This is a genomic window from Sphingobacterium sp. UBA865 (genome assembly GCF_002295765.1).
In the GTDB taxonomy this organism is placed as follows: Bacteria; Bacteroidota; Bacteroidia; order Sphingobacteriales; family Sphingobacteriaceae; genus Sphingobacterium; species Sphingobacterium multivorum.
This window is the reverse complement of record NZ_DBGB01000038.1, coordinates 36,630-61,194: the sequence shown is the minus strand read 5'-3', so window position 1 is coordinate 61,194 and position 24,565 is coordinate 36,630. Positions and strand designations below refer to the sequence as shown.

Sequence of the window (24,565 nt, the reverse complement as noted above, 5' to 3'; positions counted from 1 at the left end):
GTAGTTCATAGGCCGGATACGTCAGTTCGAGGTTATTTACCTCAAAATAAGACACCCTATTGAGGTATAGTGCATTTGATCCGTTTCTCTTTCCACCACCGTTGATAATCGGACGAACATCGCCGCCATATTTATCTATAATAATAGGAGCTTCAGCCGTTCCCGAATTTTTCATATGCAACGTGTCATTCCATACGCCACCACTCTTGAACAAAATACGATCACCAGCGCCAAAAACCGAGGCATTAATTTTGGCCAGCGTTCTCCATGCTGCAGTTGTGCTCGTTCCTGTGCTATCATCGTTTCCGCTGGGATCTATATAGTAAGTATTACCTATACTTGCTAGATTTACCTTCGCTTTTGTTTTTAGTGATGTCGGAGAATCTAGTTGAACAGACTTTTGGCAGCTCAATAGCCCAATGATTCCAATAGAAATCACCATCATAAATTTTCTCATAATGCTGTTTTTAGTTTATAAATGTTATAATTCTTGCAGACGTATTCCTTATTCCAACGAATACGAATTGTATAATTTGATTAATAACATTAAATTATAAATAACTTGCCAACCACAGGGGGTAAAATCTGAAATAAAGAGGGGTAAAATTTTAAAGGCAGGTCAACATGTAACCAAAATAAATCAATGCATCTTTTTATGCTGACCTACATCGATATAGAAGAAAATTTGATACTTTTAGCTAATAACTACAGCCCTGAAGAACAATACGATATTATGGAAATAGATCAGTATATCAATACACTTTCGGAAACGGAGCAAGAGGTCATCCGTCAATTCCGGAAAGCGATAACAGAAAATGACAATACCGTCTCTGAGAGCTTCGGAAAATTCATGTCAAACCCTAATGCAATTAGCTTTAATGAACAGGGCGTATTTAAATACGGGCTAACAGTCGCAAAGAATTACATTTCATTCCATTCCTTGGTTATCTATACTAACCCCGAATTAATGGAAGAACTAAAATTAAAATTACCCAAGGCTAAATTTCAAAAAGGCTGTATTAATTTCAAAACATTGGATGAATTTCCCGCATCCGTATTGGCAGAACATATTCAGGCTTCATCCAAAATAGATTTTAGCCCCATGATAAATCGTTATTTGAAAAAGAAATAAGTACCTGGTCAATTCCCAGCATTCTATTTATTCACTTTTACGCGCAACAATAGCATAGACCATCGGAATTTTATTTCCCAAATGGGCTATTCTGAATTTTTTAGGATCTAGTTCTGTCATGTTTTTAAAAATGGGATAAGGTGAATAGTCAAATTCGTTCAGGTCTTGAATGTTTAGCCCATGATGAAGTAAAGCTCCAACGACCTCACTCATACTATGATTCCAGGTAACATAGGACTGCGAAATAGCTGCATCTTTATCGGCATAGGTTCCCTGCTCGGTTTCAACAATTGGAGCAACATTAAAATAATTATAGCCAATTTTGTCAAAATTATCATCGAACATCCAAACAACTGGATGAAACTCGACAAAAACAAACTTCCCTTTCGGTTTCAAGAAACGTGAAATTATTTTCCCCCATTTATCTAAATCCGGTAACCAAGTAATCGTTCCATAGCTGGTAAAGACCAGATCAAATTGTCCGTCAAGATGATTCTCAAGCTCATACAAATCACAACAGATAAACTGTACATCTGCATTCGTTTCTTTCGCAATTTCTCGGGCACTTTCAATCGCCTTGTCGGATAGATCAACACCAGTAACTTTGGCACCAAGTCTACTCAAAGAAATTGTATCCTGTCCGAAATGACATTGTAGGTGTAATATTTTTTTTCCGCTGATATCACCCAATAAGGCCAATTCGATTGAATTTAGCGAAGTCTCCCCTTTTAAAAATCCTGCTAGATTGTAAAAGTCTGATTTTAGATGTGTATCTGTTCTATTATTCCACGAGTGTTTGTTTATTGCGATGTAATTTTCTTCTGGATTCAAATCGTTCATTTGGTTTTTTATTAAACGGTTAATTACCGACTAAAGTACGCTAAAAACTGAATGCTATCGGATTCATCTTTTCCCCAATTTAAAAATAAGTGTTTTAAGAAATTAAGCTCGGTAAAAATTATCATAAAGGTTCTCTATATTTAAATCGACTATCCAATACATCCAAGTTTAAAAAGATGATGTATGAATAACACCTATTTACATGAAGAATAAATGACGATAAAAATATATAGACCAAAGAGCTTACTTCTAAAAAAATATATTGAATGCTTCTATGTACTTGAGAAAACTCACGAAGAAAAAGCGACGGCATATTTTACGTTTCCGAGCATTTACACCATAGTGACGATAAGTGAGCAGACCAAAACTAAGGTAAGCCCAAATGAGGTCATTACGAAGCATTGTCCGTCCAATTCGATAGAAACAAACCTTGTATGCAATTTTAATGAACCTGTTTTAGTGAGTTATGAGGGAAAAATAAATGAAATTACCACTTACTTCAAACCTCTTGGGATAAATGCTTTTATACCCAATGATTTAAGCTATTATAACAGCGGAACATTTCCCGATTTTAATCCGCACCTGGATTATAAAAACGCGATGACATCTATCCTTTCCATTGATAACCAAGACGAGCGAATCAAGGCCTTAGAAGAGTATTGGATATCAAAATTTTGGCTATTTGAAAATGCATTGCTCGAAAACATAATCACCGAAATGCTAGATACAAGTAACCTCAATCAATCTATGTCAGAATTTTCGCTAAAAACAGGAAGATCGAGAACAACCATAAATAAGCAATTCGATCAACATATCTGTAAAACACCTTCCCAATTCAAAAAAATCATTAGATTTCGAGCTGCGATTCAAAGTCACCTCGAAGATGGCAACAAAATAGGTCTGTCTTATAACCTGGATTATTTCGATCAGTCCCACATGATCAGAGATTTTAAAAAATTAACAGGGTTTACACCAAAAATTTTCTTTTCCAAAATAGCTGATCTTGAACGGGACCAAATAAAATGGATTTTTATTTAGCAGGTTTACAAAAATACAATCACACTATTTTATTAAACAGTAACATTGCTCCATAATTATTTATACCATACGCTATGAAGCTTTTAATGTTACTTATGTTTTGTCCAATTTTTCTTGTGGCACAAGAAAAAACATCAGCCAAACTTGCCACCTATATGCAGGCACAAGCCGATGTAAATAATTTTAGTGGAACAGTTCTTGTCACGAAAAACGGTGCGATTTTATTAAAAAAAGCCTACGGTTTAGCAGATTATGAATGGAGGATCAAAAATACGATCGATACGAAGTTTCAGTTGGCATCGGTCACAAAACAATTTACCGCGGCTGCTATTTTACAGCTCGTAGACAGCGGAAGATCATCGCTAAACGATAAACTCAGTAAGTTTTTCCCCGATTATCCAAAAGCCGATAGTATAAGTATCCACATGTTGCTGTCACACACCTCAGGACTTGCTATGGGTTTCAAAGAAATCGCATTAAGTAGTATAAGTAGCGATTCTGCTTATGCCGCCATCAAGAAAATTCCTTTCGAATGCTCACCGGGAACGAAAAGCGCCTATAGTAATATCGGTTATTATTTGTTAGCAAAGATTATTGAAAAGGTCTCAGGTGAGCATTACGCTTCTTTCTTAAAGAAAAACATATTTGATAAAGCTGGCATGAGTAACACCGGAGTCAGTAATAATGATTCCATCGTCACGAAAAAAGCAAAAGTATATTACCCTAATGCAGAAGGTTTTATCCATAATCCCCATATCAACTGGGAGATCAACCTGGGCCACGATGGCATTTATTCAACCGTTGAAGATTTAGCCATTTGGGACAAAGCACTCTATGGAACAACGATTCTATCGGCAGCGATGAAAGAAAAAATGTTTACACCATATAGCGCTGAAAATTGGGGCTATGGATTTATCATCAATCCATTTTACAATCACGGACATTATTTGATTGCACATGATGGCGGATTCTTTGGTACAATGACTTCTTTTAATCGATTTACTGACGACAAACTCTTTGTCACTGTCCTTTCCAACAACGGCTCCCCCGCCCATATCATCGGGTATGGACTGTCTGCGATTGCGCTGGGTAAAGAAGTAGAGCTTCCCTATAAACATTATCCCACCAAAATAGATACGACGCTGTACGATAACTATGCAGGTGAATATGGGAAAATACATATATTAAAAACTACAGGCAAACTCTACTATAACGATGCGGATACTGAACTCATTCCCGAGTCTAAAACAAAATTTTTCAGGGCAGACGACAACGACAGAACAATCGAGTTTGTTAGAGACAAAACAGGAATTTACAATTCCCTTATTTTAACAAAAGGTGGCGTTAAGGAAGTTTCCCCAAGGACCAATAAAAATTAATGAACCCATATGCATGCTTTTAGCATCAAATGTGTAATCGACTCTTTGAAACCTTAAAGAAAAAAATTAAATTACGCCCTTATCAGTCCAGTGTTAAATAGTATACAAACTATCCTAAATTATAACATCGTGCAACAGACAGATCAAAATCCGGAGAAAGCTAAAAAGAGTCCTTTATTAAAGTCCTTTTTCGGATGCCTAGTGTTTATGGCAGCCTATCTCATCAGTTTTTTTATTTTTGATGCAGGCAACAATGTGAAGCTGAATTATATTATTTTTTCGCCGCTTGCATTTATACTGAGCTGGGTATTTTGCTATTTCTATCTGCTGTTAAAAGATACCAGTACTTTGAAATATTATCTACTGGGATGTATGCTGATAGCCGGTACAATTATATATACAAATGGTATTTTTGATATCGATATTAGGATTCAAAACTTCTTTCACTCGTCGACACTCCCGAAAAAATACGGGCAATATCTCGATATCAATAACACCAAAAATAGATTTGGACGACATGAAATCATTCTTTTCAAGGCGAGTAGTAATCCTATTGATCAGTTTTTGACAAAGAACAACGAATTAATCATCCATAGTTTGAGCAAGGCTAAAAACGCTAACGATGCAGAACCAACCATCCATATGTTTTATAAATTGGACAAAAACGGCAAGCAGATCGATCAATATTCTTACACACAGGATGAAGATAAGGATACAGAGATTCTTTTCGAGGGCTATCTGATTAACATAGGAAAACATTACTTTCGTAGCTGGCCATTAGATGGTGATACCACAAAAAGCAGCATTGAAATACGCAATGCCGATCTCAACTGGACTGCGGATCAACAACGCCAACAACTAGATGATATCGATCGTAAAGCACAGTATTTTCTTTCTGAGCGAATCTATGATTTCGAACACAGCAATTCGAAAAGCTACTCAAAAAAAACGTATTTCATGGACGGTAAATGGCATATATTCTGTGAAAATATATCGGATGATGGTAATTTAAATCTGCAAACTGTGTCTAGAGGGCGTACAGTAAATGACCTTTTCGGACACTGGGACAAGAATGAATGGGTCACGAATCATTCCCCCGCCAATATTCAATCGGTTTATTACCAAAAAATCAGGCGTATTCGCAATCGACAGGATTTGAACAGCAGAAAATATGAGCAAGGCGATCGTTGGCAAGGTTGCCTTTTCTCACACCTTGTTGTCGAAAACGACACCTTAAAATTTAAAGATCATTTATATCTTGATGAGGAGTGGCATTGGTCTCAGATTGAAATCAATGGTAAGAATATTGGAGCGCTGACTTTTGAGGATACGGAACAATTTCATAACTATGGTTACTACTCAAATGCGGCTTTAAATTACCAGCTTTTCACCAGTCGACGCAATAGGCTTTATTTGATTAAAAGAATAGATCCTTAGCTTCATCCAGATAAATTAGGAAAATAATAAGCAGACGAAATGCGGACTTGCTTTTTGCTATCCAAAATAATGACTATATTACATGAAATGAATTTTTGTAGAAATACATCCAATTTGATAGCCATTGGATCCTAGTGAAAATAAAATTCTGATATAGAAGGAAATAAAGCATATGAACAAAAGATATTTTTTCTACTTCATCCTCATTATCACCTTGTTCGCCTCGTGTGGTCTTATTCATAACCTTCCTGATTCGGCATCTCCCAATACTGGTGTAGATCCCAATTTATGGTATTCATTTGTGGATCAGAATGGAAATTTCTACCCCGATAATTGGAAGAAAAGTTATGGCATCCCCTCGAATAAAGCTGCTAGAGACCCTTATTCACTGATGAAGATTGCCACCGACAGAGGCGACCGCGAACAGTTACTTGCTTTTGAACGCGGTAACATGCTGCGTCTGTCAAAACGCATTGCACAAAAAAAACGTGTGTTCATTTTAGTTCATGGCTTTAATGCCGATGAAGAATCCGTTGTAAAACAATATAAATATATTGCCGATCATATCGTTACAAATCCCAAAACCGACGAAATTATTCGCTTTTATTGGGATGGTTTACGATCAACCTCTCCGTTTCGATCTGCAAAAAACTGGTTTTCCGCAGCCTCCTTTAGCCAGATGGCCGGTGAATTTGGATTGAGACGTATACTGAATAATATGGCCGATAAAGATGTCTTCATTATCTCTCACAGTCGTGGAGCATCTGTGGTGATGAGTGCTATTTCGAATCCGGAATACAATAGTTCTTTTTCTGCTCAGGCCAAAGACATTCATAAGGTCGATATCGAGCGGGCAAAACCTTTATTGGAAAACAAAAACAGGATTACCTGTATTATGTTGGCGCCAGCCATAGGGCTTTCCGAATTTCAGTATACCGATACAACAACTAACACCAAAAAATTTGTGGAACTGAGCTCCCAGGTTAAGAAAATACATATCACCATAAATGGTACGGATAAGATGTTGAAGAAGTTTTTTGGATTCTTATCGAATAAACTTAATCCAACAGATCTGGGATATAAAGAGGAAAGTTTTAACGCACTTAAGAAAAATTATACCATCTTTTCGATGACTGATTTCACAGGAATGTCAAGCCATGACTTTAGTCGTTATATCCGAGATCCCAAATTCAAACAGATGCTTCGGGAGGAATCCATCCAAGTACAATAAGATGGTCACTCGTCTAATTAAGTCAATAGGCTATGAATCGAAACTATTCGCTCAAAACGGCCATGGTTACTTACGGAAACAGGCAAGCGCCTCTTCCCATCCCTCAGAACGAGGCTTGGGACTCCGAGAGAATCTTTAATAATTCCATCTCTTTTGATTTCAACAATATCTTCCAAATGAACTAATTCGCCAGCTGCTATGGTATGTATAAAATCAGGGGAAACGATGGTCTTCGTATAATACCTTTTTCCTTCACAGATGACTTCTCCCCTCGCCTTGCAAGAAGATCGTTCATGAACTGAACACCGCAATTTCAAAGGGATGTACTTTCTGATTCCTGTCTGTCTATTCCATATTTTATAAGCAGCCTCTTTCATGCTCCATAAGAGCCAAACAACAATTTCGGGGTCTGGACTGTTCACAATCAACAGTTGTTCCTGCTCATCAAATAGTTTTGAAACAAAGCCCCTACGCCTCCAATTACTCTCTTTTCTGGACTGAACCAGATCGATAATGTCATTACCAATCATTTTTCTTGTAACTTGCTTTCGATTATTTCGACTGCGGCTCCTATATTAAGCATACGCTCCATGTCAGAATTTTCAATAACGATCCCAAATTGATCTTCGATATCCAGTACAATATCGACCAAATTGGCTGAATTAATTTGTAGATCACGCATAAAATCAGTCTCTTCAGTAAGCTTTCCGAAAGCTTCTTCGTTTGTTGTGTAGGGTGCTATAATTGGTTTTAAAGCACCGATCAATTCTTCTCTCTTCATAAATTTAGTTATCAAATTTTTTAAATATTAAACAGGCATTTACATCTCCAAACCCGAAACTTGCCTTGGCTATAATTTGGGGTTTGACATCAATTTGATGTATTGATACTCTTGATGGATCTATCAGTGCTGCGATCTCGGGATGTAAATCAGTACAATTACTGTTTCCGAATAAAAATCCATGAAATAACTGCAAAACTGTGGCCACGCATTCTATGCTACCTGCCGCGCTGAGACAATGCCCAGTCATTCCTTTTAGCGAATTTATCCATGGAAAATCTTTCCCTTTACGCCCAAGTGCCTCGGTCCAGTTTTCTATTTCAAAAGCATCTTTGGCTGTTGCCGTTAGATGACCGTTTATAGCATCGACATCCCATTTGGAGACGCCCGAATTGTTTAGGGCCTCTTGAATGCAACGGCGTACAGCATCAGCGTTTGGAGCTGTCATACTGCCTGTTCCCCGTTGTCCTCCAGAGTTTACTTGGCCGCCCAATAACTCGCCATATATAACGGCATTGCGTGCTAAGGCACTTTCCAAATCTTCCAGTAATAGGGCTCCAGCCCCACTACCCGGGACGAACCCTGCGGCTGTTGCACTCATTGGGCGCGACCCTTCCGCAGGGCGGTCATTATATTGCGAACTACAGACACGTAGTGCATCAAAACCGCCCCAAATATAAGGCCCACTATCTCCAGTACTGCCTGCCAGCATGCGTTTTGCTCTTCCGGACCGAATCCGGTCATATGCCATTAGAATTGCTTCAGTCCCAGTAGCACAGGCCGAGGAATTGGTGGTCACCTGATTTCCGAGGCCTAGTTTCCCACCTAAATATGCACTGACACCACTGTTCATTGTTTGCGCCACAACTGTACTACCTAGTCTGCGGGTTTGTAGCTCATCAATTTTATAAATACTCTCGCGAAACTTATCAATACCTGATGTACCTGAACCAAAGACTGTTCCGCTATCCCAATCGGGGGCCGAATTTACGGCAATAGGAAGACCTGCATTTGTCCAGGCCTCCATTCCAGCAATGACTCCGTACAAGATGCCTGTACTATTAAAACCTCTAAGCTCAAGTTCAGTGAAATATTGCCTTTTAAGATCATCTGATATTTGCGGCATTCCAGCAATCTGGCAGGAAAACTGTAGTTTTTCCAGCTGTTCATCATGTCTAATACCCGAAACGCCATCTTTGATGGCCTGAGTAAAGGCAGACACCCCCACTCCATTGGGCGCAACGACTCCTAGTCCAGTAATCACAACTCTCTTCATAAATCCTCCGTCATCATGCCTGCCAATATCCCTTTACAAACTTCCTGTCCGGCTTCATTCTTCATCGTAACGGCACACTTTAGTTTGCCAAACCTAAAATATATTTTTTTTGAAAATACGGTGACTTTCTCCTTTGGATATACTGGTTTTAAAAACTGTATTTCAGTAGAAGTCAACGCAATAGACGAGCCTTGCATTAAGTCTTTATTGAGCAGAAAGATTCCCAAACAGGCCAGACCTATTTGAGCCATCGTTTCGATCAGAATAACTCCCGGGGTAATCGCTCTTTCATAAAAATGGCCGCGATAAAAGTCCAGATCTTCATCAAAAGTATAGGTACCTGCAACACCTTCGTCATCGACATGAATCAACTCATCGACAAATAAAAATGGGGCTCTGTAGGGCAATTTCGCTAGTATAGCATTCAATTCCATTGTTCAAAATGAGTAAGTTACCACTGTAATAAAACCCGCTGTGCTGAAAATCCCGGACCGAAACTCAGCATCAGCCCCAATTCACCGGCTTGAGGCTTACGTTTCATAATACGTTCAAGGACGTAGAGTACCGTGGCGCTCGACATATTACCATAGTCCGCTAGTATAGCCTTAGTATCTTCAATATCTTTATCAAATTCAGCAAAAATCTCCTCGATTGTGGCTACGATCTTTTTCCCGCCCGGATGAAAAATCATGTAATTAATATCTTTAATTTCCAGCTGGTTCTTTTTCAGGAATGGATGTATAACTGCATCAAAATGGGACGCAATCACATTGGGCACATCCACATCCAGTATCATCTGCATACCAGTGTTGGTCAATTTAAACCCCATAATGTCCTCCGCATCATAAAAATGATACATCTCCTGATCAAGAATTACAGGTCCGCAATCTTCCTCACAGGATGAAAGCAGACAGCAAGCTGCACCATCGCCGAAAATGGCGGCACTGACCATATTCGACATCGATAAATCTTCCAGCTGAAAAGTCGCTGTTGGCGCTTCGACGGCAATAACCGCAGCACGTTTACCTGGGTTTGCCTGAAGAAAATTTTTAGCATAAATAATACCTGAAACACCGGCAACGCAACCCATTTCGGTAACTGGTAACCGCACAATATCCTGTCGGAGTTTCATCCTATTAATAAGATACGCGTCTAGAGAGGGGATCATAATTCCAGTGCAACTGACTGTAATGATATAATCCAGAGACTGGGGATCCCAGCCCGTTTGTTCAAGGGCCTGACGAAGTGCTTGCTCCCCTAGGGCTATCGCCTCCCGGCAATACACATTGTTTTTTTCTTCAAAAGATGTCGCCGTGAAGACTTCGATCGGATCCATAATCGCATAGCGCCTGTCCACGGCGGCACCTTCGAAAAGTTTCTTGATTTTCTTAATAAAACGAGGTTCCTGTCCATGAAGCCAAATATCCAATAGCGGAAGAATATCAACGGTAGTACAAGAGTATTTAGGGAGTTGCTTGGCAACATTTATTATTTTAACATTCATATATTGAAAATTATCCACTGGTAACGAAAGGCCCATTTCCATTGGATGGTGTAATGTTCTAACCGTAATCCCTTTGCGAATTGTACAAGCTCAATCTTTTTAAACCCGCGAAGTATGGAAACAAGTCCATCCACTTTTGTCATTCTATTTAACCTAAAAACAACAGCAATAGTTTGAAAAAGCCGGTAAGCCATTTTACTCCTTTGTAAATCGTTTATGACGACCCCCAATTTTGATACGTTGACCAGGCTATCTAGCAGACGAAAAATCGCTTCATCGTCGAAATGATGTAAAGTAAGCGTACACAGAACAATGTCATACTTGACATCTTCAAAATTCGCTTCAAAGATATCTGCACACAAATAGGATATATTGGTATAATCTTTCGACAGATCCCTTGCACAATTTATTGTATACGGATTAGCATCAATCCCGAGCAATGAAAGCTTAATATGATGTCTATTGCCATAATCGCTTAACATGCGAAGCATGTCCCCATTACCACAACCGATATCCACAATGGTTATTGTTTCATTCTTGTAGCCGGTTGAAAGCAATGTTTTCACACCATTCAACGTAATGCTATTTCCGCCTAGAAAACGATTAATCTTTGCAATTCGATCCAGCGTGACGCGAAGTTCGTCGCCCTCCAGCCGAAAATCGTCCATGATCTCATTCTGCGATGTTCTATATCTTGTGTCTATCCCCATTTTATTGAGCTTGCATTTCCATGAGTTTGTTTTATCATCCAACTTAAGATTTTTGGAAAAAATATCGTAGCCTTCATTAGAACCGCGGTACCTATTTTATAACGCAGTACACCCGACAGAAGTCGTCCGAATAAGAGCCGTCTTTTAAAGGTTCGATTCCATTGATTCATATAGGACTGTTCCAATTGCTGGCGCGAATCGATATGACCATGGTAATAGTCCACAATAAGCTCGGAAGCCATTTTTGCACTATGTATCGCCATCGCCATCCCATTTCCACAGAATGGATGAATAAGACCGGCCGTATCACCAATCATAAGCATATGGTTTTCTACCGCTGATTTCTGATCAAATGAAAATTGACTTATTGCAAGCGGCTTGTCAAAAAGTAGTCTACTCTTTTCAAAAAAACACTGAAGATGCCTATTTTTAGACAACACATACTTTTGATAATCACCTATATTTTTATACCTCTTGAACGTTTTTACATCGGCCAGATAACATAAATTTATCTGGTCATCTTCGACCTTAGAAATACCACAATAACCGCCTTCAAAATGATGCAAGGCAATAAGGTCATTCGGAAAATCGCCCGAATAGTGTGCTTTAACAGCCATCCACGGAGAGGTTTTTGTTATAAAATCGCGGGATAAGAGCTGATCCACATTGCTGCGTTTTCCATATGCGCCCAGTACAATTTTTGATCTTAATACCTGATCTTGAAATGAAACAGCAAATGTATCATTGCTAAAGGATACGCCTGTGACGGTCGCAATAACAATTGTACAACCCGCCCCTTTTGCTCGCTGATATAACAGATCATCCAACGCGTAACGACTGATGCCAATTCCACCCAAGGGTAACCTGACCCTATTCATCTGCCCACCTTCTGTCGAGAACTCAAGCTCCTGAATATGTGTTGGACAGAGCGATTCGACATCCACTTGTAGCCAATGCAGATAGGGCAAGACTTCGTTCGAAACATATTCGCCACAAACCTTATGACGAGGAAAATCATGTTTTTCGATTAACGTCACGTTGAATCCTTGTTTAGACAGATGCAATGCACTTGTAAGTCCAGCCAAGCCGCCACCTATAATAATCACATCAGGGTGTATTACCATATATCCAAGTTTGTTCTATATGAGTTTCATCTACAAAAAATCAACGTTACAAATCATGCTTCGGTCTCCTACATTGGTTGCCCCCGCTATTCAACAGACGATTCTTAATAAATCTGTTCGCGACCTAGGATTTTCCTGCACAGGACAATATCATCCATCCGCTTTTATAAAAAGTCTCTCTGATAACAGCCCTTAGCGATAAATGGTTTTTATTTGACCGTAAATAAAGAAGGCAACTATCTGGATTTATATTCACGGTCGACAAACATTTTATCCAGAAAAAGATACCTGTTCCGAAATTCTTCAGCAGAAGCTTTCACCTCGGTATTCAAATTCAAGATATTCATTCGCTGATCTTTTGCTGTTGTTTTCGGCCAGGCTGGAAGTCCTTTTCCATTTGGATCACCCGTCTTGATAAAATTAACAAAGTACTGCTGACCAAGTTTCGAAACCTTGTAATCATCTTCTGTCCAGGCAAAAACATCATTACTCTGCAGATTTCCCAATAAATATTCGATATCACTGGCATGGAAAGCTCCCGGTAGGGGCTGTGGGCTTTTTTCCTTGTCTTCTTGTGTAGATTTCTTGCTAATTCCTCCGGCAAGCCCGGTTTGTGCATCACGATATTCCGGTTGCATGGGTGGCCGCGGTTTACCGAATATATAAACGAAGACTGGGTTACCGCTATTCTTTCGTTGCAGGTCAAGCCATTTCCAAGTACTATACACAATAAAATTATCGCTAGCTAATGCAGTTGCCGATTCAATGACTTCTGCCTCGGTCTTCCCTGGATACTCCTTGAGCACTTCTTCAGCTTTAACACCAAACTGTGCTCTTACCAACTTCTCATAATTCTCCGGAGATGGGTAAGATTTACCCATGTAAGCCATATAGGGAGCTTCCGTGGAAGTCCAACCGGCAAGCAAGGGAACCTTAGATTGCTCCCCGGCTTCAAAAATAGCCAATGGAGATCGCGGCAAAAAATAGCCATCAACAATCAAACGGGTAGTGAAGGCTCCTGGCTCGCTGGCTTTATCTAGAAGTTCGGCCGCAGGAATTTCACGCAGTTGATCAAGACCTGTTGCATTTACCCGCGATGCAAATGCAACACCCTGTTGTTCCTGCTCAGTAATAGAGGCTGTACCATACCGTAAGTTAAAGACACTTCCGCTCTGACCGATAGCACGCGTAAACAACCCCTTGGATAGCGGACTAGTCATTTGAGCGGAAACAGACATACTTCCTGCCGACTCGCCACCGATGGTGACCGCATCGGGATCACCGCCGAATGCAGCTATATTTTTTTTGACCCAAACCAAAGCTGCATGCTGATCCAGCAGTCCATAATTTCCTGAAGCATGTTTCGGTGATTCCTCCGTTAATGCTGGATGCGCGAAGAAACCAAAGATACCAAGACGATAGTTGACAGTAACGACAATAAGACCTTCTTTAGCAAAACTTTCACCATCATAACGATTTTCAGATCCATCACCAGCATTGAACCCCCCGCCGTAAAAATAAACTAAAACAGGAAGTTTGCCTGAATGAAGACTCTTTGGACGCCATACATTCAGGTATAGACAGTCTTCACTGATCCCCGGCGACCGAAATCGCATATCCCCATAGATCGGTTTCTGCATCGGAGAATAACCAAAATGATCTGCTTTACGGATACCAGACCAGTGTTCAGCAGCTTGCGGTTCTTTCCATCTTAGATCGCCTACTGGGGGTTTTGCAAAGGGGATCCCTCGGAAGGACTCGACCCCGCTTGACAAGATAATCCCTTCTAGCACCCCCTCTTCAACCTTTACCTGTGGCATTTGGGCGAAAACAAACGATGCAACCAAAAGCCCAACAACTGTAAAAAAAATCTTTTTCATCATAACATTCATTTATAACTCCATGGTTTTATTCTTAAAGTTAAAATACAAAATAAAATCTATACCGTCGTGATAATCTGACATTTCAGCGCAAAGACTTAAAGAAAACTTAACCAATAGACAAATACCTGCAGCAGCCGGATGCTTGCTTGCTTGCTTGCTTGCTTGCTTGCTTGCTTGCTTGCTTGCTTGCTTGCTTGCTTGCTTGCTTGCAGTGATCAACGCATTTAGTTGGTCAGCCAAACAAAAAGTAGCATAAGCCATTGGACAAGAATACATGTCCAAAATGGCTTACTACTTGCTGTGGTCAATATTTCGAGTACACCAATAAACTTTGACCTTATAATAGTATAGAAGCTGGTGTTATTGTCCAAATCCAAGGAATCAAACTTCACTTTGTTCAGACCAAAAATGACAATGCGTCGCACCCAAGGGCTCTCAATTTTGGTATTTTTTACGTCATTAATCAGTTTAAGTTTCGCAAACGAATAATCAGCGACATTTTGTACTACATCGGGCTGATTTGATTGAAAAATTAAAAGTACTTTGTCAAATGCCGGAAGAATGAGATCATCCTGCCTTTCCTCCACGACAAGACTTGCAATCTTCGAAAACACATATTTGTTGCTGAAAATAAAAAGTAATACAGGTAGCAGGATCAATCCAATCAACCAAAGGAATTTAGCCGCGGCTTGTACAGGACTGACTGTCGAAAAGAAAGCTTCATGACTAGCATTAAATTGTAAACTACCAACCACCAAATAAAGTAAAGTCGAAACAATAGCCAGCAAATAATATTTGACTAAAGTTTTCGTCCCCAATACGCTCAATTTTTTTAAGTACGATAACTGTGTTTTCATCTTGTTATAATTAATTACCCTAATTTAGCATTATTCGCCAAACATTGATCCGTAGGTTTAATTCTCGATCGTTTTCATTTTAAATCCGCCAGGAAAGAATTTTTATTCGTCATCTCCATTTCTGCCCACCGATTTTCTCCACAGAAATGTAAAAAATATTTGCGTAGCTAAATAACTACACGTATATTCGTAGTCAAATGACTTCAAAATGAACTTAAGACGAGATGTTTTCCAAGCTATAGCAGATCCAACAAGAAGAGCGATCTTACTTCTTTTGGCCTCACAAGCCATGACTGCAGGTGCAATTGCAGCCAACTTCAACACCGCAAGACCGACAGTTTCAAAACATTTACAAATATTGACGACATGTGAGTTATTAAAGTCTCAACAAAATGGACGTGAGATATACTATCAACTCAACCCAACGAAGATGAAAGAAATTGCAGATTTCATCGAACCTTTTCGTCAAATGTGGGATGACAGATTCAATCAATTGGAAGCTATTATGCAAAACTACAAGAACAAATAATATGGAGGTAAAAAACAACGTCCAGGCTGAGGATAATAAACAGGAGATTGTCATTACAAGAGAGTTCGATTTACCTGTTGAACTGCTCTTCAAAGCATACGAGGATCCCGAAATTTTTGAACAGTGGATGGGAACCAAAGTCCTGAAATTGGAAAATAAAACGCATGGCTCCTATGCGTTTGAAACTTCCCATAATGGCCAGGTCATGTTCAAAGCAAATGGAACGATACACGAATTCCTGCCCAATCAACGTATCACACGGACGTTTGAAATGGAAAACAGTACATTTCCCGTACAATTGGAATATTTAACATTTGAAAAAATAGGTGCAGAACGTAGCAGGCTTCACATCCATATTATATTTCAGTCGGTCGCGTTTAGAAACCAGCTGCTACAGATGCCTTTTGCGCAAGGAATCAATATGGCGCACAACAGATTACAAGAAATTCTTTCCAAACTTTCCTAAAGCACTACATTATGAATCCAAAAATTGAACATTTTTTTGAAAATGCGACAAGATGGAATGAAGAATTCAATCTGTTGAGAGAAATTGTCCGTGGCAATAAAACACTGCAAGAGGATTATAAATGGATGCACCCTTGTTATACATTTGAAGGTAAAAATGTCCTATTGATACACGGCTTTAAAGAATACTGTGCGCTGCTATTCCACAAAGGTGCATTATTAAAAGATCCCAAAAATATATTGATCCAGCAAACCGAAAATGTTCAATCGGCCAGACAGCTTAGATTCACCACTGTTGAACAGATTGAATCATTACGAGAGGTGATATCGGAATATATTCAGGAAGCCATCGAAATTGAAAAATCAGGTAAGAAAGTGCACATGCGAAAAGCTGCAGATTACCCTGTACCGGAAGAATTTAAGCGCGCCTTACTGGAAGACCCTTTGCTCCAAAAAGCCTTTCAATCACTTACGCCTGGTCGGCAAAAAGGATATCTATTCTACTTTAACCAGGCAAAACAAGTGAAAACTCGCGAGGCAAGAATCGAAAAATACTACCAGCATATTCTCGATGGAAAAGGTGTCGATGACTAACATATTTATTACAGTTTATTCGCGATATAGTAGTCTATAAAGAGTAGATTTGTCTACAATCAAATAGACAGAACTAGACCAAGACGAACGATTATAGCAATTATCGTAGTCCGGTATACTCAATTCGTCGACTAATATATCGCTGAATTCACATGAATAAAAAATTAGTATTGCTCCTCTGCGGCCTCTTGCCCATTTTTTCACAAGCACAGAAAAAGAACAACGCAACACAACGCCCCAACATCGTCTTTATCCTGACGGACGATTTCACGGCCCAGGCATGGGGCGTATACGGTGGTATTTTAAAAGATTTTGTCAAAAATCCGAATATTGAAAAATTAGCCAGTCAAGGGGCGGTGCTCAATAATACCTTCTGTACAAATTCCATTTGCACCCCTAGCCGCGCAACCATACTGACAGGACAGTACAGTAATAAAAACCAAGTTTACACACTTGAAGATGCTTTGGATCCCGATAAGGAAAACATCGCTAAGGATCTGCACCATGCAGGCTACCAAACTGCTGTTTTTGGAAAATGGCACCTAAAAAAGAGACCAAGTGGATTCGACGATTTTAAAGTTCTACCTGGACACGGTGTTTATCATAACCCGACTTACCTCTCTAAAGACAATTGGAATGATAAGGAAGAGGCTGGCACACCTTACGAAGGCTATGTAGATGATATCACCACAACGATGAGTCTGGACTGGTTAAAATCACGCAACCCAGACAAGCCCTTCTTCTTAATGTGTCATTACAAAGCGACCCATGAACCCTTTGATTTTGCGGAGCGATTCAAAGATTACTACAAAGATGTGGAGTTTCCTTATCCTCCTACATTTTTGGACTCAGGAGCAACCACGACTGGACGCTCTTTTGAAGGTCAACCCTTGGAAGAGCTTGGCCGCCGCTATGAGCAAGCTTTGGTAGGCCCCTTTTGGACATCTTATCCTGAGCTTCCGTTTTCAACAAAAGGAATGGCCCCTTTGGAAGCCCGCAAAAAGATCTACCAAAAGTTCATCAAAGATTATCTCCGTTGCGTCGCTGGGATCGATGATAATCTGGGAAAAATTATGCATTACCTTAAAACCGCAAATTTGGACGAAAATACCGTTGTGATCCTGGCTTCCGATCAAGGTTACTTCTTGGGAGAACACAATTTCATGGATAAACGTCTCATGTACGAAGAATCACTGCGCATGCCTTTTGTGATCAGCTACCCCAAAGAAATCAAAGCAGGTAGTCGATTAGACGACATGATTCTAAATATCGATTTCGCTGCGCTATTTGCAGACTATGCCGGCATCAAAAAACCCGCTTACATCCAAGGCGAAAGCTTCCGGAATAACCTCAAAGGAAATACATCCAAAGCATGGCGTTCTGCCCTATATTACCGTTACTGGCAACATGCACCAATACGCCCTGCCCACCTGGGAGTCCGTGATGAACGTTACAAACTGATTTATTTTTACGGACAGCCCTTAGAAATGACAGGTAGTGACTCCAAAACAACAGCACCAGCCTGGGAATTCTATGATCTACATCAGGACCCCATGGAAACACACAACGCCATTCTAGACAAAAAATATGTCAAAGAAATTGCCCGGTTGAAGAAAAAGCTGACTAAACTAAAAGCCGAAGCAGGCGATGATGATGCAACAAGACCCGCTTTTCAGCAGGTCCTCAAGCAAGAAAACTTAACTGTTAAATAAATGGATGATATGGACCTGCTGCCAACCATCGTCAACTCAATTATAATAAAAACGGGGATCCAGCTTTGGATCCCCGTTTTTATTAAACGACCTCTGTTAAACAGCGGTATATCCACCATCAACTAAATAGTACCCTCCTGTCATAAAGGAGGATTTATCCGAACTTAGGAAAAGAACCAGTTCAGCGACTTCTTCGGCCTTTCCCAAACGTCCAATAGGGTGTTTACCGATTAATGCATTGATATGCTCTTTATCCAACTTCGCCAATAACGGGGTATCAATGTAGCCGGGTCCGACCGCATTGCAACGAATATTTTTTTGACCATATTCTGCACCAATGTTCTTTGTCAATCCCACAACAGCATGTTTGGCTGCAGTATAGGCACTTGACATTGGCGCAGCAACAGTACCATGAATGGAAGCCATATTCACAATAACTCCGCCTCCATTTTTTTCCATCGCCTCCAGCTGATATTTACAGCCATAAAATACGCCATTGAAATTAATATCGATGACTTTTTTCCAGCCATCTAGACTATACTCTCCAGTTAGGGCAGTCTCTCCCCCAATACCCGCGTTATTACAGGCAATATCGAGCCGACCAAATGTTTTGACTGCAAAAGCTACCAACGCCTCATTGTCAGTCGGAGATGAGCTATCTGCTTTAAAGAACGCGGCCTCTCCTCCCAGAGATTCAATTTGTTTTACTGTTTCTTGGCCCGCTTGCTCATTGATATCTGAGACAACGACCTTTGCTCCTTCTTTACCATAAGCCAGTGCAACAGCCTGGCCGATCCCCGAACCAGCTCCTGTTACCAAAGCTACTTTATCTGCTAAAATTTTCATATGTTATAAATTTTATGATAAATACAATTTACTAAAAGCAACGCGGAATAAAGCAGAAGCGGACATTTACTTCATTTAAAACGAAACTAAAATGACATTTCTAGACGGGTTAGTTCTGTAGCTGCGGATATTTTTTATATAATCTATCCAAAAACAAACGCCCCATCAATTGGAGCTTGGCTTGCGTTTCAAACATACCTGAACCTGGAGAAATAATACCATGCGGCATACGCTGAACAGTGCCATAATACATGATATCGAGCCCATTTCCATTGAGGTCAAGATGCATTTTCTTAGGTTTCAAGCCCATAACGGAGCCCATACGCGTTACCTTTTCAGCATTTGTAATCTGCGCAGTCCGTGCATTGAGCAAGGTTTCATGATCGAAAACCAAATGGTCTCTCACCTCCCCCTCATCAAAAAATACGTAATGCAATTCGTTGTTGCTAAGCACCAGATAAGAAGCGTTATCCCGTTCATTGTAACGAGCCTTTACTCCTACAGCCGCCCAAGCAACAGTCTTCGCTGCTGTCGCCGCAGCCGAAGCAACTTTATCCCCAACCGTTGCAATATACGCGCATTGCGTAAAGGCGTCGATTGGAGCGCCGTTCAATTGTTTTCTTAATTCGCTAAATTCATCATTTAACAATTCATCTTTTACACCTGGGGCTAGGCCAATCCCGGATTCACCTTCATATTTTTTGGCCGTTTCCTTTTGCTTTTTCATCATCATAAGAGAAAAAAACACGCAAGCCACAACGATAACAGCAAAAATGCCGATGTACAACATCATAAAATAAAATTTAAAATGGGTTTATAATTCAATAAAAATCCAAAAAAGGAACAACCTAGTTAGTTTTCCTTTTTTTTAATACAATCGGCTACAAAAATTTTGCCAGACTAAAGAATTTTATCCGGGTAGTGAATATTATTTAATGCGGTTTGGTGCATATCCACCCAAATAGCGCTGTTTGACTGCTGTATAAGCCAATTTGGAGAACTTCGCATGTCGGCATCGGCATCATTATTATAAACGGCTGGAAAATCAGACTCTTTGGTTCGAAGCAAAACGACGATCGTACCTGCCATAAGCAAAGGAATATCACCCAACACGAGATTATAAAAACCATCTTCAAGCAATCCTGGGCTAAAACGCTGTAAGCTGTCGTAACTACGCTCCAATTTGCCAATCAATTTTTCCAGTTCGTGTGGGTAGTGAACCTCAGCATATGACTCAAACAGCCTCGACCCTTTGTCGTAGGCGCCAGATTTCATCAGGTTGAGCGCTTCATTTCTATACACCTGCAACCAACGATCTGACCCGAGATCATGATATTCCGCTGCCGCATCTTTACCATCCCGTTTCAGGGCCCAAAGTTTAAGCTGCTCAAGCCGCTCGGTGGTTTCCATTTCATTTTTTCCCATAAGACTACCGCTCCCGTTCCCTAAGCTCTAATTGTAATAGAATATCGCGCTTTTTACCTTCAATCAAAGATAAATTGCCAGCAACAAAAACGCCTTTCTGTCCTGAATTTTTGCTGATACCATATACAGTCGATTCATCATCAGGATCTGACGCCCCTTCGTAGCGAAATAAGTAGTCAATTTTATACTCATCAGCATGAGCCAACAAATCGTCAAATTCGATATTATAGTCTATTGTGTAACCTAAGTTGTTTAACTTTTCCAAGGCAACACTTGCAGAGGAGTATCCATGCATTCTTTCCATAGTTGATTGTTCTAAATCCGATCTAAATTCTAATTTTTATAATTTATTATAAAACGATTGACAAAAGGGTTTTGTTTTCCGCAAATTGAAATAGTTTATTCAAACTCATATGTCTACTTTTGTGCTACCAAACACGATGAAATATGGCAAATCTAGCAGCACCAGCTTATCAGCATACACCTCAATTGGCATTTCAACGATTACTCGATGTCTTATATACCTTACGGATTGAATGTCCTTGGGATAAGAAACAGACCATGGAAACCCTTCGCCATTTGACGATGGAGGAAATGTATGAATTGACCGATGCCATTTTGGAAAAAGATTATCCCGAAATAAAAAAAGAACTTGGTGACGTCTTGATGCACCTTGTATTCTATGCGCGCATTGCCGAAGAAGAGGGACAGTTCAATATCGTAGACGTACTTAATGCAATCTGTGATAAATTGATTACGCGGCATCCCCACATCTACGGTAACACTAATGCCGATACAGAAGATCAAGTCAAATCCAATTGGGAAACAATCAAGCTCAAAGAAGGCAACACATCTGTTCTTTCTGGCGTCCCGAAAGGTTTGCCCGCATTGGTGAAGGCGTATCGTATTCAAGATAAAGTGCGCGGTGTCGGCTTTGACTGGGAAGATAAGAAACAAGTATGGGAAAAAGTAGAGGAAGAACTGGCCGAATTTAAAGCTGAATTTAATCTAGAGACAGCACTTCCAATGGATCAGGAAAAAGCGGAAGGCGAATTTGGCGACCTCTTATTCTCCTTGATAAATTATGCACGGCATATGGGTATAAACCCCGAAAATGCGCTTGAACGTACCAACAAAAAATTCATTGCACGCTTCACCTATCTGGAACAAAAAGCAGCCGAAAATAAGCAGCAACTGCAGGAAATGAGTTTAGCAGAAATGGACGTTTATTGGAATGAAGCTAAAAAATTGAAAAAATAAAGCAATTCCTATAAAAGGCGGGCAGCGACCGAATTTAATTCGACTTTGTCAAATTTATGCGTAAATTCGCAGCAATATGGAAACAGTTGTTAGCGGTATCAGAAGTACCGGAAAATTACATTTAGGAAATTATTACGGCGCATTGAGCAATTTTGTGAAAATGCAAAACGAATATAATTGCTTTTTTTTCATTGCGGATTTACATTCACTAACGACCCACCCCACTCCTCATGGGCTTCAGGGAACGGTTCGCCAAGTTATTGTTGAATATTTAGCAGCAGGAATAGACCCTGAAAAATCGACTATTTACGTTCAATCTGATGTTCCAGAAGTCGCGGAACTCTATCTATACATGAATATGAACGCCTATCTCGGCGAGCTTGAACGCGCTACAGCTTTTAAAGATAAAGTTAGAAGCAATCCCGACAATGTTAACGCAGGTTTGTTGACCTACCCCGTCTTGATGGCCTGTGATATATTGATTCACCATGGCACAAAAGTTCCGGTAGGAAAAGATCAGGAACAACATTTGGAGATGACGCGGACTTTTGGTAACCGCTTCAATCGCTTATATAATGTAGATTATTTTAAAGAGGCATTTGCGTTCTCCTATTCTGACAAATTGGTGAAAGTTCCTGGACTTGCAGGCCAAGGAAAAATGGGTAAATCTAACGGTGAAGCTGATTGTATTTATCTATCGGATAGTGAAACCGTAATTCGTAAAAAGGTGATGCGCGCAGTATCGGATTCAGGCCCGACGGAGATGAACCAGCCTAAACCTGAAGCTATCCAAAATCTTTTTGACTTAATGAAGGTCGTATCTACTGCAGACACATTACAGCATTTTGATGAACTCTATAACAAATGTGAAATTCGTTATGGTGATTTCAAAAAGCAATTGGCCGAAGATATGGTCCTTGCCACCAACGATGTACGCTCCCGTATTGAAGAAATATCAAACGATGATGCATACATTGCTAAAGTTGCAAAAATGGGCGCTGAAAAAGCAAGCGAGTCCGCACGCAAGACCCTGAAAGAAGTTCGTGAGATTATTGGTATTAGAAGATTTTATTAAGCTAGAAATAATATGCACATAGCTATCGTTGGAAATATAGGTGCCGGCAAAACAACATTAACCGAAATGTTGGCCAGTCACTTTAAATTTGAACCTCAGTTTGAAGCTGTAGACAACAACCCTTATCTGGAAGATTTTTATTCGGACATGAAACGCTGGGCTTTCAATCTTCAGATTTTTTTCCTCAACAGTCGCTTTAGACATATTGTAAAATTGCAGGAAACCGGCATTGATATGATTCAGGACCGTACCATTTATGAAGATGCTTATATCTTTGCCGAAAACTTGTATGATATGGGCTTAATGAGCGCACGTGATTTTGAAAACTATAGTAATATTTTTCAAAGCATCATCCACTATATCAAACCGCCGGATTTATTGATATACCTCAAAGCCTCTGTCCCTACCCTGGTGAATAATATCCAAAAAAGGGGCCGTGATTATGAGTCTGCAATTCGTTTGGATTATTTGTCAAAGCTAAACGATAAATACGATAAATGGATCAATAATTACAAAGACGGTAAGGTCATGATTCTCGACAAAGACAATCTGGATTTTACCACAAACCCAGAGGACCTCGGAAATATCATTCAAAAGATCGAAGCCGAATTATTTGGATTGTTCGAATAACTGCGATATCAAAAAGCCTGTAAGTCAATTGATTTTACAGGCTTTTTAATAAACGCGCATTTCCTCAGCCAATGATAAAAAATAAAAAATGAAATTTTTAGGTATTATTCCTGCCCGATATGCATCGAGTAGATTCCCTGGAAAACCGCTAATCGACATCGAAGGAAAAACGATGATCCAGCGTGTCTACGAACAGGTCAAAAAATCAACAAAATTAAACGAGGTTGTTGTTGCTACTGACGACCAACGCATCGCACAGACTGTACGCTCTTTTGGTGGCGAAGTCGTCATGACCGCAGCGCATCACCAATCGGGAACAGATCGTTGCGCCGAAGTCATAACAAATATAGGAGGCTATGATGTTGCCATCAATATACAGGGTGACGAACCCTTTATCGACCCCGCACAAATTGATCTTTTAGCAAGTTGTTTTGAAGATACCACTACGCAGATTGCGACCTTGGTCAAGGAAATTACAGCAGAAGAGGAACTATTTAATGTAAACATACCCAAAGTTGTCCGAAACACCAAAGGAGAAGCCATCTACTTCAGTCGGCAGACCATTCCTTTTTTAAGAGCTGTGGAAAAAGACCAATGGCTACACAAGCAAACATTCTATAAACATATCGGAATATATGCCTACCAGGTAGATACATTAAAAGCCCTGACACAACTTCCTATTTCTATGCTAGAAGAAGCAGAAGCATTGGAACAGCTGCGCTGGTTAGAAAATGGTTACGCCATTCAAACGGCAATTACAACGCATGAAACTGTCGCTGTGGATACAAAAGAAGACCTCGCTAAAATATTAAGACTATTTTTCAATAAATAGTAAAG

Annotated in this window: 29 protein-coding genes; 13 read left to right on the top strand and 16 right to left on the bottom strand. The window is 39.9% G+C overall.

Annotated features, from left to right (window positions below):
* Positions 1 to 457 (bottom strand): hypothetical protein (locus B2O97_RS20945; RefSeq protein ID WP_286768079.1); only part of this gene is annotated, 457 nt, incomplete at its 3' end.
* 186 nt (positions 458 to 643) lie between these two features.
* Between B2O97_RS20945 and B2O97_RS20940 the strand changes: the two genes are divergently transcribed.
* Positions 644 to 1,132 carry a DUF1801 domain-containing protein gene (locus B2O97_RS20940; protein WP_286754477.1) on the top strand — a complete coding sequence of 163 codons (489 nt, stop codon included), beginning with the start codon at positions 644 to 646 and terminating at the stop codon, positions 1,130 to 1,132.
* Between the two features lie 27 nt (positions 1,133 to 1,159).
* Here the strand turns inward: B2O97_RS20940 and B2O97_RS20935 are convergent, their stop codons facing one another.
* Positions 1,160 to 1,972 (bottom strand): class I SAM-dependent methyltransferase, encoded by an 813-nt coding sequence (locus tag B2O97_RS20935; protein WP_236560168.1) that lies wholly within the window; start codon positions 1,970 to 1,972, stop codon positions 1,160 to 1,162.
* 213 nt (positions 1,973 to 2,185) lie between these two features.
* Between B2O97_RS20935 and B2O97_RS20930 the strand changes: the two genes are divergently transcribed.
* From B2O97_RS20930 to B2O97_RS20915, 4 genes are all read left to right on the top strand, one after another.
* Positions 2,186 to 3,010 carry a helix-turn-helix domain-containing protein gene (locus B2O97_RS20930; protein ID WP_286754476.1) on the top strand — a complete coding sequence of 275 codons (825 nt, stop codon included), beginning with the start codon at positions 2,186 to 2,188 and terminating at the stop codon, positions 3,008 to 3,010.
* A gap of 116 nt (positions 3,011 to 3,126) precedes the next feature.
* Complete coding sequence (locus tag B2O97_RS20925) at positions 3,127 to 4,389, top strand: serine hydrolase domain-containing protein (protein ID WP_286768078.1); 1,263 nt, start codon at positions 3,127 to 3,129, stop codon at positions 4,387 to 4,389.
* Positions 4,390 to 4,518: 129 nt separating this feature from the next.
* Positions 4,519 to 5,826 carry a hypothetical protein gene (locus B2O97_RS20920; RefSeq protein WP_286768077.1) on the top strand — a complete coding sequence of 436 codons (1,308 nt, stop codon included), beginning with the start codon at positions 4,519 to 4,521 and terminating at the stop codon, positions 5,824 to 5,826.
* 172 nt (positions 5,827 to 5,998) lie between these two features.
* Positions 5,999 to 7,057, top strand: a complete 1,059-nt coding sequence (locus B2O97_RS20915) for an alpha/beta hydrolase (protein ID WP_286754474.1) — start codon at positions 5,999 to 6,001, stop codon at positions 7,055 to 7,057.
* A 17-nt stretch (positions 7,058 to 7,074) separates the two neighbouring features.
* Here the strand turns inward: B2O97_RS20915 and B2O97_RS20910 are convergent, their stop codons facing one another.
* The 10 genes from B2O97_RS20910 to B2O97_RS20865 all read right to left on the bottom strand — a co-directional run bounded on the left by B2O97_RS20910 (position 7,075) and on the right by B2O97_RS20865 (position 15,192).
* Positions 7,075 to 7,587 carry a 4'-phosphopantetheinyl transferase family protein gene (locus tag B2O97_RS20910; RefSeq protein WP_286768076.1) on the bottom strand — a complete coding sequence of 171 codons (513 nt, stop codon included), beginning with the start codon at positions 7,585 to 7,587 and terminating at the stop codon, positions 7,075 to 7,077.
* A complete protein-coding gene (locus B2O97_RS20905; RefSeq protein WP_112374521.1) occupies positions 7,584 to 7,838 on the bottom strand; it encodes an acyl carrier protein in 255 nt (84 codons plus the stop codon). Before B2O97_RS20905 ends, B2O97_RS20910 begins: the two co-directional genes overlap by 4 nt.
* Positions 7,839 to 7,842: 4 nt before the next feature.
* Complete coding sequence (locus B2O97_RS20900) at positions 7,843 to 9,114, bottom strand: beta-ketoacyl-[acyl-carrier-protein] synthase family protein (protein WP_286768075.1); 1,272 nt, start codon at positions 9,112 to 9,114, stop codon at positions 7,843 to 7,845.
* The gene (locus B2O97_RS20895; protein ID WP_286754471.1) at positions 9,111 to 9,548 is read right to left on the bottom strand and encodes a 3-hydroxyacyl-ACP dehydratase FabZ family protein; all 438 of its coding nucleotides are present in this window, start codon (positions 9,546 to 9,548) and stop codon (positions 9,111 to 9,113) included. Before B2O97_RS20895 ends, B2O97_RS20900 begins: the two co-directional genes overlap by 4 nt.
* 17 nt (positions 9,549 to 9,565) lie before the next feature.
* Complete coding sequence (locus tag B2O97_RS20890) at positions 9,566 to 10,618, bottom strand: type III polyketide synthase (protein WP_286754470.1); 1,053 nt, start codon at positions 10,616 to 10,618, stop codon at positions 9,566 to 9,568.
* A complete protein-coding gene (locus B2O97_RS20885) occupies positions 10,615 to 11,328 on the bottom strand; it encodes a methyltransferase domain-containing protein (protein WP_286754469.1) in 714 nt (237 codons plus the stop codon). Before B2O97_RS20885 ends, B2O97_RS20890 begins: the two co-directional genes overlap by 4 nt.
* Positions 11,319 to 12,452 (bottom strand): NAD(P)/FAD-dependent oxidoreductase, encoded by a 1,134-nt coding sequence (locus tag B2O97_RS20880; protein WP_286768074.1) that lies wholly within the window; start codon positions 12,450 to 12,452, stop codon positions 11,319 to 11,321. The genes B2O97_RS20885 and B2O97_RS20880 overlap by 10 nt, the downstream gene beginning before the upstream one ends.
* Positions 12,453 to 12,688: 236 nt before the next feature.
* Positions 12,689 to 14,335 carry a carboxylesterase/lipase family protein gene (locus tag B2O97_RS20875; protein ID WP_286768073.1) on the bottom strand — a complete coding sequence of 549 codons (1,647 nt, stop codon included), beginning with the start codon at positions 14,333 to 14,335 and terminating at the stop codon, positions 12,689 to 12,691.
* 9 nt (positions 14,336 to 14,344) lie between these two features.
* A complete protein-coding gene (locus B2O97_RS20870) occupies positions 14,345 to 14,575 on the bottom strand; it encodes a hypothetical protein (protein WP_286768072.1) in 231 nt (76 codons plus the stop codon).
* Positions 14,560 to 15,192 carry a hypothetical protein gene (locus B2O97_RS20865; protein WP_286768071.1) on the bottom strand — a complete coding sequence of 211 codons (633 nt, stop codon included), beginning with the start codon at positions 15,190 to 15,192 and terminating at the stop codon, positions 14,560 to 14,562. Before B2O97_RS20865 ends, B2O97_RS20870 begins: the two co-directional genes overlap by 16 nt.
* A 208-nt stretch (positions 15,193 to 15,400) precedes the next feature.
* Between B2O97_RS20865 and B2O97_RS20860 the strand changes: the two genes are divergently transcribed.
* From B2O97_RS20860 to B2O97_RS20845, 4 genes are all read left to right on the top strand, one after another.
* Positions 15,401 to 15,721 (top strand): ArsR/SmtB family transcription factor, encoded by a 321-nt coding sequence (locus B2O97_RS20860; RefSeq protein WP_286768070.1) that lies wholly within the window; start codon positions 15,401 to 15,403, stop codon positions 15,719 to 15,721.
* 1 nt (position 15,722) lies between these two features.
* A complete protein-coding gene (locus B2O97_RS20855; RefSeq protein ID WP_286768069.1) occupies positions 15,723 to 16,187 on the top strand; it encodes an SRPBCC domain-containing protein in 465 nt (154 codons plus the stop codon).
* A gap of 11 nt (positions 16,188 to 16,198) precedes the next feature.
* Positions 16,199 to 16,780: a YdeI/OmpD-associated family protein gene (locus B2O97_RS20850; RefSeq protein ID WP_286768068.1), complete on the top strand. Its 582-nt coding sequence runs from the start codon at positions 16,199 to 16,201 to the stop codon at positions 16,778 to 16,780.
* 152 nt (positions 16,781 to 16,932) lie between these two features.
* Entirely contained in the window at positions 16,933 to 18,492 is a 1,560-nt protein-coding gene (locus tag B2O97_RS20845; protein ID WP_286768067.1) for a sulfatase family protein, read from the top strand.
* A 96-nt stretch (positions 18,493 to 18,588) separates the two neighbouring features.
* Here B2O97_RS20845 and B2O97_RS20840 read toward each other — a convergent pair whose 3' ends face one another.
* The 4 genes from B2O97_RS20840 to B2O97_RS20825 form a co-directional block, all read right to left on the bottom strand.
* The gene (locus B2O97_RS20840) at positions 18,589 to 19,338 is read right to left on the bottom strand and encodes an SDR family NAD(P)-dependent oxidoreductase (RefSeq protein ID WP_070568703.1); all 750 of its coding nucleotides are present in this window, start codon (positions 19,336 to 19,338) and stop codon (positions 18,589 to 18,591) included.
* A 109-nt stretch (positions 19,339 to 19,447) separates the two neighbouring features.
* Complete coding sequence (locus B2O97_RS20835) at positions 19,448 to 20,131, bottom strand: hypothetical protein (RefSeq protein ID WP_046675907.1); 684 nt, start codon at positions 20,129 to 20,131, stop codon at positions 19,448 to 19,450.
* A 107-nt stretch (positions 20,132 to 20,238) separates the two neighbouring features.
* A complete protein-coding gene (locus tag B2O97_RS20830) occupies positions 20,239 to 20,763 on the bottom strand; it encodes a hypothetical protein (RefSeq protein ID WP_070568706.1) in 525 nt (174 codons plus the stop codon).
* Between the two features lie 4 nt (positions 20,764 to 20,767).
* A complete protein-coding gene (locus B2O97_RS20825) occupies positions 20,768 to 21,067 on the bottom strand; it encodes a hypothetical protein (RefSeq protein WP_046675905.1) in 300 nt (99 codons plus the stop codon).
* A 143-nt stretch (positions 21,068 to 21,210) separates the two neighbouring features.
* Here B2O97_RS20825 and mazG point away from each other — a divergent pair, with 143 nt between their 5' ends.
* The 4 genes from mazG to kdsB all read left to right on the top strand — a co-directional run bounded on the left by mazG (position 21,211) and on the right by kdsB (position 24,560).
* Entirely contained in the window at positions 21,211 to 22,023 is an 813-nt protein-coding gene (mazG, locus tag B2O97_RS20820; RefSeq protein WP_046675904.1) for a nucleoside triphosphate pyrophosphohydrolase, read from the top strand.
* Positions 22,024 to 22,099: 76 nt separating this feature from the next.
* Positions 22,100 to 23,098, top strand: coding sequence for a tryptophan--tRNA ligase (trpS, locus tag B2O97_RS20815; RefSeq protein ID WP_046675903.1), 999 nt, complete (start codon positions 22,100 to 22,102; stop codon positions 23,096 to 23,098).
* A gap of 12 nt (positions 23,099 to 23,110) precedes the next feature.
* A complete protein-coding gene (locus B2O97_RS20810) occupies positions 23,111 to 23,728 on the top strand; it encodes a deoxynucleoside kinase (RefSeq protein ID WP_046675902.1) in 618 nt (205 codons plus the stop codon).
* An 88-nt stretch (positions 23,729 to 23,816) separates the two neighbouring features.
* Positions 23,817 to 24,560, top strand: a complete 744-nt coding sequence (gene kdsB / locus B2O97_RS20805; protein ID WP_070568708.1) for a 3-deoxy-manno-octulosonate cytidylyltransferase — start codon at positions 23,817 to 23,819, stop codon at positions 24,558 to 24,560.
* Positions 24,561 to 24,565: the final 5 nt, after the last annotated feature.

Coding starts and splice junctions, on each gene's coding strand:
- B2O97_RS20830 (WP_070568706.1), bottom strand. CDS start 20,763: ATGGGAAAAAATGAAATGGAAACCACCGAGCGGCTTGAGCAGCTTAAA.
- B2O97_RS20915 (WP_286754474.1), top strand. CDS start 5,999: ATGAACAAAAGATATTTTTTCTACTTCATCCTCATTATCACCTTGTTC.
- B2O97_RS20850 (WP_286768068.1), top strand. CDS start 16,199: ATGAATCCAAAAATTGAACATTTTTTTGAAAATGCGACAAGATGGAAT.
- B2O97_RS20910 (WP_286768076.1), bottom strand. CDS start 7,587: ATGATTGGTAATGACATTATCGATCTGGTTCAGTCCAGAAAAGAGAGT.
- B2O97_RS20930 (WP_286754476.1), top strand. CDS start 2,186: ATGACGATAAAAATATATAGACCAAAGAGCTTACTTCTAAAAAAATAT.
- B2O97_RS20840 (WP_070568703.1), bottom strand. CDS start 19,338: ATGAAAATTTTAGCAGATAAAGTAGCTTTGGTAACAGGAGCTGGTTCG.
- B2O97_RS20885 (WP_286754469.1), bottom strand. CDS start 11,328: ATGGGGATAGACACAAGATATAGAACATCGCAGAATGAGATCATGGAC.
- mazG (WP_046675904.1), top strand. CDS start 21,211: ATGGCAAATCTAGCAGCACCAGCTTATCAGCATACACCTCAATTGGCA.
- B2O97_RS20875 (WP_286768073.1), bottom strand. CDS start 14,335: ATGATGAAAAAGATTTTTTTTACAGTTGTTGGGCTTTTGGTTGCATCG.
- B2O97_RS20895 (WP_286754471.1), bottom strand. CDS start 9,548: ATGGAATTGAATGCTATACTAGCGAAATTGCCCTACAGAGCCCCATTT.
- B2O97_RS20880 (WP_286768074.1), bottom strand. CDS start 12,452: ATGGTAATACACCCTGATGTGATTATTATAGGTGGCGGCTTGGCTGGA.
- B2O97_RS20905 (WP_112374521.1), bottom strand. CDS start 7,838: ATGAAGAGAGAAGAATTGATCGGTGCTTTAAAACCAATTATAGCACCC.
- B2O97_RS20845 (WP_286768067.1), top strand. CDS start 16,933: ATGAATAAAAAATTAGTATTGCTCCTCTGCGGCCTCTTGCCCATTTTT.
- B2O97_RS20855 (WP_286768069.1), top strand. CDS start 15,723: ATGGAGGTAAAAAACAACGTCCAGGCTGAGGATAATAAACAGGAGATT.
- B2O97_RS20860 (WP_286768070.1), top strand. CDS start 15,401: ATGAACTTAAGACGAGATGTTTTCCAAGCTATAGCAGATCCAACAAGA.
- kdsB (WP_070568708.1), top strand. CDS start 23,817: ATGAAATTTTTAGGTATTATTCCTGCCCGATATGCATCGAGTAGATTC.
- trpS (WP_046675903.1), top strand. CDS start 22,100: ATGGAAACAGTTGTTAGCGGTATCAGAAGTACCGGAAAATTACATTTA.
- B2O97_RS20935 (WP_236560168.1), bottom strand. CDS start 1,972: ATGAACGATTTGAATCCAGAAGAAAATTACATCGCAATAAACAAACAC.
- B2O97_RS20900 (WP_286768075.1), bottom strand. CDS start 9,114: ATGAAGAGAGTTGTGATTACTGGACTAGGAGTCGTTGCGCCCAATGGA.
- B2O97_RS20810 (WP_046675902.1), top strand. CDS start 23,111: ATGCACATAGCTATCGTTGGAAATATAGGTGCCGGCAAAACAACATTA.
- B2O97_RS20865 (WP_286768071.1), bottom strand. CDS start 15,192: ATGAAAACACAGTTATCGTACTTAAAAAAATTGAGCGTATTGGGGACG.
- B2O97_RS20940 (WP_286754477.1), top strand. CDS start 644: ATGCATCTTTTTATGCTGACCTACATCGATATAGAAGAAAATTTGATA.
- B2O97_RS20890 (WP_286754470.1), bottom strand. CDS start 10,618: ATGAATGTTAAAATAATAAATGTTGCCAAGCAACTCCCTAAATACTCT.
- B2O97_RS20825 (WP_046675905.1), bottom strand. CDS start 21,067: ATGGAAAGAATGCATGGATACTCCTCTGCAAGTGTTGCCTTGGAAAAG.
- B2O97_RS20835 (WP_046675907.1), bottom strand. CDS start 20,131: ATGATGTTGTACATCGGCATTTTTGCTGTTATCGTTGTGGCTTGCGTG.